The organism is Zhaonella formicivorans, assembly GCF_004353525.1.
GTDB classification, from domain to species: Bacteria; Bacillota; DUOV01; order DUOV01; family Zhaonellaceae; genus Zhaonella; species Zhaonella formicivorans.
In genome coordinates this window covers 2,145,303-2,158,749 of the sequence record NZ_CP085524.1, presented here as the reverse complement: position 1 = coordinate 2,158,749, position 13,447 = coordinate 2,145,303, and the positions used below count along the sequence as shown (strand labels likewise).

The 13,447-nt window shown below is 44.9% G+C and carries 8 protein-coding genes; 7 read left to right on the top strand and 1 reads right to left on the bottom strand.

The annotated features are described in order from the left end of the window. The first annotated feature begins 6 nt into the window (after positions 1-6). From EYS13_RS10550 to uvrB, 6 genes are all read left to right on the top strand, one after another. Positions 7-1,167: a murein hydrolase activator EnvC family protein gene (locus EYS13_RS10550; RefSeq protein WP_227762334.1), complete on the top strand. Its 1,161-nt coding sequence runs from the start codon at positions 7-9 to the stop codon at positions 1,165-1,167. 158 nt (positions 1,168-1,325) lie between these two features. Further along, a complete protein-coding gene (locus EYS13_RS10545; protein ID WP_227762332.1) occupies positions 1,326-2,504 on the top strand; it encodes a S41 family peptidase in 1,179 nt (392 codons plus the stop codon). 198 nt (positions 2,505-2,702) lie between these two features. Then, the gene (locus EYS13_RS10540) at positions 2,703-3,935 is read left to right on the top strand and encodes a PDZ domain-containing protein (protein ID WP_227762331.1); all 1,233 of its coding nucleotides are present in this window, start codon (positions 2,703-2,705) and stop codon (positions 3,933-3,935) included. A 648-nt stretch (positions 3,936-4,583) separates the two neighbouring features. Further along, complete coding sequence (locus EYS13_RS10535; RefSeq protein WP_227762330.1) at positions 4,584-5,969, top strand: hypothetical protein; 1,386 nt, start codon at positions 4,584-4,586, stop codon at positions 5,967-5,969. A gap of 555 nt (positions 5,970-6,524) precedes the next feature. Further along, a complete protein-coding gene (locus EYS13_RS10530; protein WP_227762329.1) occupies positions 6,525-7,916 on the top strand; it encodes a hypothetical protein in 1,392 nt (463 codons plus the stop codon). Between the two features lie 178 nt (positions 7,917-8,094). Continuing rightward, positions 8,095-10,071 (top strand): excinuclease ABC subunit UvrB, encoded by a 1,977-nt coding sequence (gene uvrB / locus EYS13_RS10525; protein ID WP_227762328.1) that lies wholly within the window; start codon positions 8,095-8,097, stop codon positions 10,069-10,071. Between the two features lie 314 nt (positions 10,072-10,385). Here the strand turns inward: uvrB and EYS13_RS10520 are convergent, their stop codons facing one another. Beyond that, on the bottom strand, positions 10,386-11,039 hold the full coding sequence (locus EYS13_RS10520) for a potassium channel family protein (RefSeq protein ID WP_227762326.1): 654 nt from the start codon (positions 11,037-11,039) through the stop codon (positions 10,386-10,388). 339 nt (positions 11,040-11,378) lie between these two features. On the opposite strand from EYS13_RS10520, the gene EYS13_RS10515 reads away from it, so the two are divergent. Next, positions 11,379-13,091 (top strand): bifunctional lysylphosphatidylglycerol flippase/synthetase MprF, encoded by a 1,713-nt coding sequence (locus EYS13_RS10515; protein WP_340641268.1) that lies wholly within the window; start codon positions 11,379-11,381, stop codon positions 13,089-13,091. The last annotated feature ends 356 nt before the right edge of the window (positions 13,092-13,447 follow it).

Here is a 13,447-nt window from a genome sequence, read left to right as displayed (position 1 = left end):
GTGACGGTGAAGAGACCGGGACAATTGAAAAAGCTTATAATGGTAGTTTTGGCCCTGGCTTTTCTGGGGACCAGCATATTGCCCGTGTATGGCGATGAGTTGGACAACCTGCGCAAGCAGCAGCGGGAAACAGACAGGGAAATCCGGGCTTATAAGAACCTGATCAGTGCTAAAAAGAGGGAACTGAGGAGCTTGGCTGCCCAACTGCAGGACCTGGAGGAGAATATCGCAGCCACCGAAAAGGACCTGGATGAGTTGCAAAATCAGCTCGTAGCGGCTCAGGGCAAAGTGGCTGCAGCGGAGCAAAACCTGCAGGAAGCGGAAGCGGCTTTGGAGGAAAGAAACAGGATTTTTGCCAACCGCCTGGTGGAAATCTATAAAAACGGCGACGTGAATTTTATGGAAGTGCTGCTCTCTTCCACCGACCTGACCGACTTCTTGGTGCGCTTTGAGTTGCTTTCCAAGATTGCGGAACAGGACATGGAGATGTTAAAGTCCATAGAAGCCGAAAAAGAGCGGATAGCCGCCTATAAAAAGGAACTGGAAGAGCGCCGGGATGAAATTAAGGCTCTAAAGTCCCGGACCGAGGAAAAACAGGCAAGCCTGGAAGAAAGGAAACAGGAAAAGGAAAAGCTTCAGGCCCAGATCAGTAACGAAAAGGAAGCGGCTGAAAGGGCTTTGGCAGAAGAGGAGCAGGCTTCCAGGGAAATAGCCAAAAAGATCCGGGAGATCCAGGCTAGGCTGAATAGCAACAAAAAGAGCACAAAGTACATGGGCGGGAAATTTGCCTGGCCCACGCCCGGTTATGACCGGATAACCTCTGATTACGGGTATCGCATTCACCCGATACTAAAAACAAAAAGGATGCATACGGGAGTAGACATTGCGGCCCCTTCCGGTGCTGAAGTCGTAGCTGCTGAAAAAGGTACAGTAGTTTTTGTGGGCTGGTTTGGAGCCTATGGCAAAACTGTGCTGGTGGAACATGGCAGTAATATAACGACCATGTATCCCCATCTTTCTGCTTACTCCGTAAAGGAAGGGGATACTGTAGCAAGAGGAGACCAGATTGGAAAGGTAGGCAGTACCGGTTTAAGCACAGGTCCCCACTTGCACTTTGAAGTAAGGGTAAACGGAGAGCCGGTCAACCCCTGGAATTACCTACGTTAGTTAAGGATAAAGGGAACTTAATACAGTTCCCTTATTTTGTATCGGCCATTAGTATCAACCGGCAGGTTTAAACTGGCTGCTGATAATAATTTTCGCAAAAATTACATATACATAAAGCAGTGTATATGGACTTAAGATAAGACAGGTAGGTGTAAAATTTGGAACAGCGTCGCACAACATTAAAAACTCTTCTAACTGCATTTGCTATTTTCAGCATGATTTTTACAGCTTCCCTGGGGGTTGCGGCTTTGACTAACCTGGGGAACATCGGGCGGGCAGTAAAAGTTATTGCGCTCATTAAGATGAAAGCCATCCAGCCGGTAAGCGCCAGTCAATTGATTGAAGGGGCTGCCGCAGGGATGGTGGGTTCACTGAATGACCCCTATTCCACTTACTTGGCACCGGAACCATTCGAAAGCCTGATGGAACATTTAAAAGGGTCCTACGGCGGCGTTGGCTTGCTGGTCTCCATGGAGAAAGAGAACCGGTTGACTGTGGTTTCTCCTTTTAAAGGTACACCGGCTCAAAAGGCCGGTATTCTGAGCGGCGATTGGATTGTAAAAATTGACGGGCAGGAAACTACCAATATGACTTTGGAAAAGGCGGCCCAGTTGATGCAAGGCAAGCCTGGTACAAAAGTAACCCTTACCGTGTGGCGGGAAGGGTTAGAAGGCCTAAAAGATTACGTGCTTACCCGCCAGATAATCAATATTCCTTCGGTGGAAGGGCAGCTATTAAAGAAAAATAGGGATATCGCCTATATTAATATTACGCAGTTCAGCGAAAATACCGGCACTGAGTTGGAAAGAGTGCTAAAGGAACTGGGGGAGCAAGGCTTTAAAGGCATTGTTTTGGACCTGAGAAATAACCCAGGCGGTGAATTGGAGGCAGCTTTGCAAGTAGCTTCCAAGTTTGTGCCCGAAGGCCCTATCGTGCATATTGTGGAAAAGCAGCGCACCGAAACCCTCATGGCGCGGGGAGGAAATTTAAAGGTGCCGCTGGTGGTCTTGGTGAATAAGGGGAGTGCCAGCGCTTCGGAAATAGTGTCAGGGGCCATCAAGGACACCAAAGCCGGCATACTGGTTGGCGAAAAAACCTTTGGCAAAGGTCTGGTGCAAACCGTATTTCCTTTAAGCGGCGGGGCGGCTTTAAAACTGACTACTGCCAAATACCTGACACCAAATAAGACTGATATTAACAAGAAAGGAATTGAACCTAATGTGAAAGTAGAACTGCCGCAAGAATTGGAAAGAGAGATTGCCCTGACTTCCCCCAATGAGGATAAAGATCCTCAACTGCGGAAAGCAATAGAGATTTTGCGCACAAAAATTAAGTAGCTATCAGCCTTCGGTCCCCGGCCATCAGCCCTTAGCTAGCAGTGATTAGCATTCATTCATTAAGATTACGAGTTTTTAATTGCTTTTTTTGTTACTGACGCTATGCTGCTTAGATAATGGCATAAAGTGAAGTTTGGCAAGATCAGCAAGCAAAAAAGCTGAGAGCCGGAGGCTGAAAGCTGAAGGCTAAAAATCGAGGTGACTGATGTGCTTCCTTTTACCAGCATTATTCCCCTAATCCTGGTCAAGATAGGGGAAATATTTTTTGACCCCCTCTTTTGGCTGGTCGTTCTGCTGGTGGGGTTAATGTATAGAAGAACTTTTCAACTGAAGGAAAATTTTTTTGGCTTAACAGGTGATTCGGTTTGGCGGGAAGTGGTTGCGGCCACTATCTTTGGCGTGATGGGGGGCGTATTGGGAAGTTTTTTGCTGGTGCTGGCGGGAGTCTCTTTAACTAACATTGGAATTAGTTACTTATGGCCGGTTGCCGTGTTGCTGATGCTGATTAACCCCCGCTTTTTATGTTTTTCCTATGCAGGAGGGTTAATTTCTCTCAGTTATTTGATTTTAGGTTGGCCTATAGTGGATGTACCCCAGTTAATGGGATTAGTGGCCATCCTGCACATGGTGGAAAGTGTTTTGATTCGCTTCAGCGGCCACCTGGGGGCCGTTCCTGTCTATATGCAAAGCGGAAACGGGCAGGTAGCCGGAGCTTTTAACCTGCAAAAATTCTGGCCGTTGCCCCTGGTGGGGTTAGTAATTGTCAGCCAAGCCCCGGAAGCCAGCCAGGTTATCTCAGTTCCCCAGTGGTGGCCGCTGATTAAACCCAACCTTTCCCGGCTCGCCCCTGATGCCAGCTACGTATTCATACCTATTCTGGCTGCTTTAGGCTACAGTGATCTGGCTATGGCCAGCACGCCTGCCCAAAAGAGCAAAAAATCAGGATTTGAACTTGGCATTTACAGCATTATCCTGCTGGGCCTGGCAATTGCAGCTTCCCACTACAGATGGCTAGCCTGGCTGCCTGCGCTTTTTGGCCCCCTGGCCCACGAATACCTCATTCGCCGGGGACAAAAAGCTGAACTTTCCGGAAGGCCAATTTATGTTGCTGCGCCAAACGGAGTAAAAATATTGAGCGTGGAAAGAGTTTCTCCTGCGGCAGAGCTTGGGCTAAAATCAGGTGATATCATTATCAGCGTTAACGGGCAAAAGGTATTTAACCGCTTTGAACTGGCAGCTATCCTGGAGAATAGTTCCGGACACTTAAATTTCGAGGTTAAAAGAGGTTCGAGGCTAGAGCAGGTAAAAGGTTATAAACCTTTGGGCAAGCCCTTTGGGATTATTCCCGTGCCGGAAGTTGCTGAAGAGCATTACATTGAAATGAGTTCACAGGGAATTTTAAACAGACTAATTCGCAAATTTAAAGGCTGAGGCGACCGGGAAATTTAGCAACATTTATTGAATCTATGCTGTTTTTTAGTATATGAAAACTTATAAGCAATATGCAATTTTGTTTGCAGGAATTTGTCGATCTATGTAGAATTATCATGCTTTGTGTGAAGTACCACTCATCGGTGATGAGTCCTCAGCACATGTTTATGACTCAGAAATGTTTTCCATAGCTGCCACCAGGAAAATGATTTTCATTGTCAGTATGTTAAAAAATTTCATAAAGTCAAGGGTTATCATTCTTTAATAATGATTAACAATTAGTATGATTAAAGTTTATGTTTGTTTCTGGTAAGTATTACTGCATTTACTATTGCCGGTGGCCAAGCTATAATTGCATTTGTACTGGGGTGAACAAGCGTCCAGGACGTACCAGGGTAACAGGGGTCAAGTGCTTTCTATGCTTTATTTGTGTTGCCCACCGCCGCTCATCAATGATTAGTGGTAATGGTTGGCAGTAGGCTAAAATATTTGCCAACACAGGTGTTCTAAGGTAAATGCAGTTGCTTAATACTGCCTAACCCGGTAGTGACAAGAGAAAGGGGTGAATGTTAACGACTACGAAAATCCAATGTATTAAACCTTGATATTCTAAAGGCTAACTAAAGTTATTTAGTAGGAGGTTGTTTTATGGTACAATTAACCACAATACACTGGGTTTATATCGCGTTGGTTGTGATTGTTTTAGGTGTAATGGCAGCTCGTCGTGACACATTGCTGCCATGTATTGTAGGTCTCTTTATCATAGGTTATATGGCTAAAGGAACCCTGCCTGGCGCTTTACAAGTAATGTACAACGCCCTGGTTTCCGCAGGCAGTGAATTTTTAGGTATTATCACTATTATTTCTTTGGTTGTTGCTCTTTCCAAGTACCTGAGTGAGGCAGGCAGTGACTACCTCATCATGAGACCAGCTGCCAAGTTGATGGTTAACGCAAACGTCGCATTCTGGTTGCTTGGTATCGGTATGATGATTACTTCCTGGTTTGTATGGCCATCTCCAGCAGTAGCTTTAATCGGCGCTATTTTAATGCCAGTGGCTGTGCGCGCCGGTCTGCCGGTAATCGGTGCCGCTATGGCCATGAACCTCTTTGGTCATGGTATTGGTCTCTCAACGGACTGGATTATCCAAGGGGCGCCCAGCATTACTGCTAAATTTGCCGGTTTGCCTGATGCCAGCGCGGTGACAATGGCTGGTCTGCCACTGTTTGTAGTTATGTCGGTATCGACTACAGTAATCGCCTTTGTTTTGTTGAAGAGAGATATGGCTAAAAACAAACTCGAAGTTAGTGAACAAACTTTGGGTTACCAGGAGGCTGCTGCCACTGGAGAGGCCAGAACATTCAGCCCTGTAGCCAAACTGATGGCTGTTGTAACTCCACTGGCCTTCATCCTAGATATCGTAGCTATGCTAAAGCTTGACCTCAAGGGTGGAGACGCTACCGCATTAATCGGTGGTACTGCCTTAGCTTTAATGACCATTGGTGCTACTCTTGAGTTCAAAGGCGAAGCTTTTGAGAAAATTACGGACTATGTCCGTGACGGTTTCATGTTTGGTATCAAGATCTTTGCTCCTGTAATTATCATCGGTGCTTTCTTCTTCCTAGGCGCTGAAGGAACCGCTAAAGCTATTTTAGGTGAGAACGCTACAGGCCTGATGAGCGACTTTGCTACCTGGATGGCTCAAAACGTACCGCTCAGCAGAGTTCCCGTAGCATTTATCCAACTGCTTGTTGGTGGTGTACAAGGATTGGACGGTTCCGGTTTTGCTCCGCTGCCGCTGGTTGGAACCATGGCTAAGACATTCGGAACTGCCATTGATGCTAATATTGGTGTCCTTGCCGCATTGGGACAGATTGGCGGTGTCTGGGTAGGTGGCGGTACCATTATTCCTTGGGGTATAATTCCAGTTGCTGCGATCTGTGGCGTAGAACCTATGGACCTGGCTCGTCGGAATTTCTTACCGGTAATGATCGGTTTCTTGCTGACGGTTATTACTGCTATCATTATCATGTAAGTCTATTGTAGACAAGCTCAACTATAAAAAGGAAAGGTGGTCTTAATTTTCGACCACCTTTCCTTTTTTATGCCTGTTTAGGCTGTTTATTAACGAATGTTAATCGAAAAATTCGATAAATCGGGTTGAAGAAGAGTTGTTTAGCAGGAGATGGGTCAAAAATGTAGAATAATCAAGAATCACAAGGAAATAATTACTTAAGCAGTTTAAATGAAGCAATTTTCGCCTATTAAGGGCAAAAAAAGCGAAAAAAATGATGAGCGGCTAAGCGGCTATCTACAAATATTTCATAACTAGCAGCCGGAAAGATGATTTTCGTTTTCAACAAGTCGAAAAATTCGCATAAAAGGCAAAGCCTTTGCCTTTGGCCGCTCATCAATGACTAGTGGTAAGGTTTGGCAACAGAGGGATGGAAATGGAAGCATTTGGTTAACACGCGTTGACCACTTATTAAAGCTTAAACGGTTTGCCCACTATCAATTTTGTAAAGGAGGTGAATTCAAGGGTAACGCGGGTTAATCAACTAGCAAATAAAATGTTTGAAGGAGGTTCTTTATGGAGGCTGTTCAATTAACATCACTGCACTATATTTATGTTATCGGCGTACTTGCGGTTTTGGCTGTAATGGTAGCGCGCCGGGATACCCTCATACCTTGTATTTTAGGCATTATTGCTATAGGTTGGGTAGCTAAAGGCAGTTTTACCGGCGCTTTGGGTGTCTTGTTCAATTCCTTAATTGCAGCAGGAACTGAGTTTCTGAGCATTATTACTGTTATTGCACTGGTAGTAGCACTTTCTAAAGGTTTGGCCGATTTAGGCGCGGATTACCTGATCATGGCTCCGGCTGCCCGGGCTATGAAAAGTCCCAGCATTGCTTTCTGGTTACTGGGTATCTCCATGTTAATTGTATCATGGTTTGTTTGGCCGTCACCGGCTGTGGCCCTAATTGGAGCAATTATGGTGCCGGTGGCAGTACGGGCAGGGCTTCCTGCTATCGGGGCAGCAATTGCTATGAACTTATTCGGACATGGTATCGGGCTTTCTTCTGACTTCGTTATTCAGGGCGCGCCTGGCTTAACTGCTAAATTTGCAGGTCTGCCTGATGCTTCAGCGGTTACCGGTCCGGGACTGCCCTTGTTCCTGGTGATGGGTGTAACAACTACAATAGTTGCCTTCATTATGCTGAAAAGAGATATGGCTGCTAATAAAGAGAAAGTGCAGGCTGAAGTACTTGCTTACCAGCAGGCAGGTACTTCCAACGAAGCTAGGGTGTACAGCCCTGTAGCAAAATTGATGGCTTTCCTTACTCCTGTAGCTTTTATTTTAGACGTAGTAATGATGTTAAGGCTGGATTTAAAAGGTGGAGATGCAACCGCACTGGTTGGCGGAACTGCGTTAGCCCTTGTAACTTTCGGAGCAATTTTGGAATACAAGACTGAGGCTTTGGAAAAAATAACCGATTATGTTAGAGATGGTTTTTTATTCGGCATCAAGGTTTTTGCTCCTGTTATTGTAATCGGCGCTTTCTTCTTCCTTGGTTCGGAAGGGACTGCCAAAGCGATTTTGGGCGAGAATGCTACCGGACTTTTGATGGATTGGGCTAAATGGTTGTCAACTACAGTGCCAATGAGCAAAATTCCAGTTGCATTTATCCAGCTTGTAGTCGGCGGTATTACCGGTCTTGACGGTTCCGGATTTTCCGGTTTGCCGCTTGTGGGCTCCATGGCTCAGACCTTTGGTAATTCTATTAATGTAGACATAGGTGTATTGGGTGCTTTAGGTCAAATCTCCGCAGTCTGGGTCGGCGGCGGAACAATTATCCCCTGGGGCTTAATCCCGGTAGCCGCCATTTGCGGTGTAGAACCCATGGAACTGGCCCGCCGTAACTTCTTGCCGGTCATGATTGGTTTTGCCGCTACGTTAGTAGTAGCAATTATATTGTTATAGTCGGATGATTAATAAGACAGATGTTAAAGGCAGCATAGCGCTGCCTTATTTTTTTTGCTCCCTTCGAGTAAAATTTTACTCAAGTGTGTTGTGTTATAATTATAGTATTAAAAGCATTTATTTTCAAAACTAAACACTCAGAACCTAAAACTTATTGCAGTACAGGAAGGTGAGCGGTATGCCTCCGTTTAAAATAAAATCCGACTACCGGCCTAAAGGAGATCAGCCCAAGGCAATCCGGGAACTGACAGAGGGGATTAAACAGGGATTAAAACACCAGACGCTGTTAGGGGTAACAGGCAGCGGCAAGACTTTTACCATGGCCCATGTAATTCAGGAGATACAAAAGCCTACGCTGGTTATGGCCCCCAATAAGACATTGGCAGCCCAGCTGTGCAGCGAGTTTAAGGAGTTTTTCCCGGATAACGCTGTGGAGTACTTTGTAAGCTATTACGATTACTACCAGCCTGAGGCCTATATTCCCCAGACTGATACCTATATTGAGAAGGACAGCTCCGTAAACGACGAGATAGATAAATTGCGCCACTCGGCTACCGCAGCGCTTTTTGAGCGGGAAGATGTAATTATTGTGGCCAGCGTTTCCTGTATTTATGGTTTAGGTTCTCCGGAGGACTATCGTGATCTGATGCTCTCATTGCGCGAAGGGTATGAATACGACAGGGATCAGATCCTGAGGAAACTGGTTGATATCCAGTATAACCGCAACGATTACGATTTCCACCGGGGGACTTTCAGGGTGCGGGGCGACGTGATTGAAATTATTCCTGCCAACAGCTCGGAAAAAGCTATCCGCGTGGAAATGTTCGGCGATGAAGTGGACAGAATTTTGGAAATCGATACCCTGACCGGGGAAATTTTAGGGCGAAGAAAGCATGTAGGTATTTTCCCGGCCAGCCACTATGTTACAGAGGAAGAAAAGCTGGCCAGGGCTATTGCCAATATTGAAAAAGAGCTGGAAGAACGGCTCAAAGAGCTGCGCTCCCAGGACAAACTGCTGGAAGCCCAGCGCCTGGAGCAGCGCACTCGCTACGATATCGAAATGATGAAAGAAGTAGGATTCTGCCAGGGCATTGAAAACTATTCCAGGCACCTGGTGGGCAGGCAGCCGGGGGAGCCTCCTTATACCTTGTTTGATTTCTTTCCAAAAGATTTCCTGCTGATTATTGATGAGTCCCATGTTACCGTGCCCCAAATTGGCGGCATGTATGCCGGTGACTATTCCAGAAAAAGCGTGCTGGTAGAGCATGGATTCCGGCTGCCCTCGGCTTTGGACAACCGTCCTTTGAAATTTGCCGAGTTTGAGGAGAAACTTAACCAGGTGGTTTATGTTTCAGCCACCCCAGGACCTTACGAGCTTAAGCACAGTTCCAAAATCGTGGAGCAGATTATCCGCCCCACCGGGTTGGTTGACCCGGAGATTGTGGTAAAACCGGTAGCCGGTCAGATTGATGACCTGCTTGGGGAGATAAATCAACGGGTGGCCAAGAACCAGCGGATTTTGGTTACAACTTTGACCAAGCGGATGGCGGAGGACCTGACTGATTATTTCAAAGAGATGGGGGTAAAGGTCCGCTACCTGCACTCTGAAATCGGTACAATAGAACGGATGCAGATTATCAGGGACTTGCGGCTGGGGGTGTTCGATGTATTGGTGGGCATTAACCTTTTGCGGGAGGGGCTGGATTTGCCCGAGGTTTCGCTGGTAGCAATTCTGGATGCTGACAAAGAAGGGTTTTTGCGCTCCGAGCGTTCCTTGATCCAGACTATCGGTCGGGCCGCCCGCAATGTGGAAGGCAAAGTCATCATGTATGCTGACACCATAACCGATTCAATGCAGCGGGCGATAAGCGAGACTAACCGCCGGCGGGCCATTCAGATGGAATTTAATAAACTGCACGGCATCACACCTCAAACTGTGCAAAAGGCGGTGCGGGACGTAATTGAAGCAACTTACGCGGCGGAAGACAAAGCTTCCTATATCGCTAATGTGAAGCCTGGCAAGATGCCAAAGAGCGAAGTCAAGAAGCTGGTGGAGCAACTGGAAAAAGAAATGCGCCAAGCTGCTCGGGAGCTGCAGTTTGAGAAGGCTGCAGAGCTCAGGGATATTATTCTGGAATTAAAAGCGCAGCTTTAATCCGGCTGTCAGCCCTCAGCTCTCAGTCTTCAGCTGTTAAAAAACCAACAAAGGCCAAAAAAGTTCCTGTTAAACCAGGAACTTTTTATTTTTTCTTGCGTCTAATTTGATATAAAACGACAGCAGCTGTTGTACCTATCCACTCTATGGGAGCATCTCCCACTCGCAACAAATCAAAGGGAAGGGGTTGATCAGCACTTAATTAAATGGCGTGTTGCGAAAGCCGCTGTTGGTAAGCGGCATTTTCTTTGCTGCTCTTGAATTTGGTTCAGGTTTCGCAGAATAATGACCAGAACCGGCCAAAGGCCGGTTCTTTACATGGCTTTATCCAATTGTTCAATGGAGCGTTTCGCCCCCATGACGCACATGATATCCCCTTCTTTGACTACCACATCAGCTCCTGGCGCAACTATGATCTCCTCGCCGCTTTTAACTGCCATGACGATGATGCCGTATTTGGCATGCAAGTTCAGCTTGCCGAGAGACTGGTTATTGATTTTGGGATGAACTACTATCTCGGCAATACTGTAGTCGTCTGACAGTTCCAGGTACTGCAGGATGTCGTTGGAGGAGAGTTGGGTGGCCAGTCTTTCGCCCATTTCTCTTTCCGGGTAAACGACTTTGTCCACGCCTATTTTGCTCAAAGTCTTACCATGCAGGTCATTTTGCGCTTTGGCCACGATATACTTAACTCCTAATTCCTTTAACATTACTGCCAAAAGGATGCTGGCCTGGATATCCTCGCCGATAGCTATTATTACCGCGTCAAAATTGCGAATTCCTAGGGCACGCAGTGTTTCTTCCTCCAGGGCGTTAGCCTGGACTGCGTGAGTGACGTACTCGGAGATTTCTTGAATATGGGCTTCCGAACTATCTATGGCTAACACTTCATGTCCTTTCTTGCTTAGATTTTTTGCTACGCTTTCCCCAAAGTGACCCAGACCGATCACCGCAAACTGTTTACGCACAATAAACCCTCGCTTTAGCAGAATATTTGTTGATCCAAATGAGCATATTGTACTACCATTTAGAAAAGGTGTAAAACAGTGCGTTGCTGCTTTCCGGGCGGTTTTAGCCTGAAAAAAGCCAACTTACAATTAATTTTGCCCCACGGCTATGCTTACAAAGTATGGCGCTGTCAGGGTTTATTTTTCCTTTTCTCCCACAGTGAGTCAGGGGACGGTTCTCTGACTCATTTTATGATGGTCAACGGAACCAACCAAGGGGACGGTTCCTCTGGATAAGTCTTTTCCGATTTGATGCATCTTTAAAATTTGGTACAATTTGTTTTAATAAGATAATGCCGGATGTATTTCATTTGTTTGAGGTGCATTATGAAAAAAACACACGTTAACATTATTATAGGACTGGTAGCCTTAACAGGTGTATACAATATTTTATTAGCATTGCCGTGGCATTATAGAATTATTAGCAGATTTAGCAACCTGGTTTTGGAATCGGTATATTTAAATAAGACATTGTCAGTATTGACCGGCTTTTTTATGCTTATTTTGGCTAACGGTTTGAATAAGCGCATAAAAGTTGCCTGGATTATATCCGTACCTGTCTTAGCAATTTCTTTTAGTGTTCAAGTGCATAGAACAAATTTTTTCCACTTAAGTACATTGATAGGACTATATGTATTATTGGGGTTAATTTATAATTATAAATATTTTTGTCGCGAGAGCGATCCTTTTACATTAAAGTTAGGAATTAAAATCACTGTTTTGGCATTGCTTTTTTCTGCCCTGTATGGTTTAGCAGGTTTTTGGATTATAAAACTGCAGCATTTGCCTAATTTGACAGTTGGAACCGGCTACGAGAAAATCATGGATGTTATTTTAAATGAGATACCGCGTGAGTTAAGCGTAAAATCTGCCATTATTTATAACTTTGTCCGCACCGTGCTCCTCGTTATTGCTTTTAGTTTATTGACTGGATTAATTCTAATACTTAAACCTTTTTTGCTTATTCAAAATCCAACCGCAGAGGATAGAGAGAAAGTATATGAATTGGTCCAGAACTTCGGCGATAACCCTGTTTCATTTTTAACGTTGGAAAGAGATAAAAAATATTTTTTCTCGAGTAATGGCAAGGGAGTAGTGGCTTATGTGGTCCAGGGAGGAGTTGCCGTGGCAGCGGGAGACCCGTTATGCCCCGATGAGGAGGCATACGGATTGTTGCAAGAGTTTACTGAGCATTGCCGCTCAAATTTTTTAGATATATGTTTTTCTACAGTTTCCGATAAATTTTTGGCTGAATTCAAAAAGTTGGGTTATGGGGTTGTAAGATATGGAGAAGAAGCTATATTTAAACTTGATGAATACTCGCTAACCGGCTCAAAAACCCAAAAAGTCCGCCAGGCTATTAACGCCGCAAATCGGGCCGGTATAAAAATTTTTGAATATGAGCCGTTAATTAAAAGAAACAACGAACTGGAAGAACAAATAGAAGAAGTATCAAAGGAATGGCTGGACAGTAAAAAAAGCGGTGAACTGGGTTTTTTACTAGGCAGTATTTCACTAAATGACCCTCGGAGGAGAAAGTATTTTATAGCCACAAGCCCTGAAAACAGGTTAGAAGCATTTTTGGTATGTGTTCCTTATGCCGGTGGCAAAGGTTATTATCTCGATGTGACGAGGAAGAGACCGAACGCCCCAAAAGGTGTTATGGAAAAATTAGTGATAGAAAGTTTTAAATTGCTCCAAGAAAAAGGCGTGGAAGAAGCCAGCCTGGGTCTTGCCCCGTTGGCTAATGTGAAGGCAGGAACAGAAATGTCTTTAGCAAGCGCTTTGTTGGATTTTATTTATGAGAACATGAATACTTTTTACGGTTTCAAGACTTTATATCAATATAAAAAGAAATATAATCCCACATTTTGGATAGTTCGTTACTTGACTTTTTACCCCGGTACTTTTAGCCCGAAAATTGTTATCGGATTGTTAAAAGCTCAAAATCCTAATGGTATTAGTGATTTTCTTCTTACTAAGTTGAAAAAACTGTTCAAAAAGTATAAATAACAAGTCAGGGGAGCGGTTCGCTGGCTTATTTTATTATGCGACAAGAACCGCTCCCTTGTCACATTAGTAAATGTGGCTTGGCAAAACAAGCAAAGTCAACTCGTGCAAGCATCTCCGGAACGAAGCACTATATTCGATTGGCAACAGATATTACGAAGTATTTTTAGTGTAGTATAGGTTAATTGATTAGCTTAAATGCTTTTGGTGTGGGAATATGATATAATATAAAACTAAAAACGATTACTAGTAGAAAAAGTGTTGCTTATGCGGTTACCACTATAATGATAATTTAGTTGCTGGGACGCGGAGTGATTAATCGCAACTGCAACCACCAACCAGCAACTAACAGCTACATG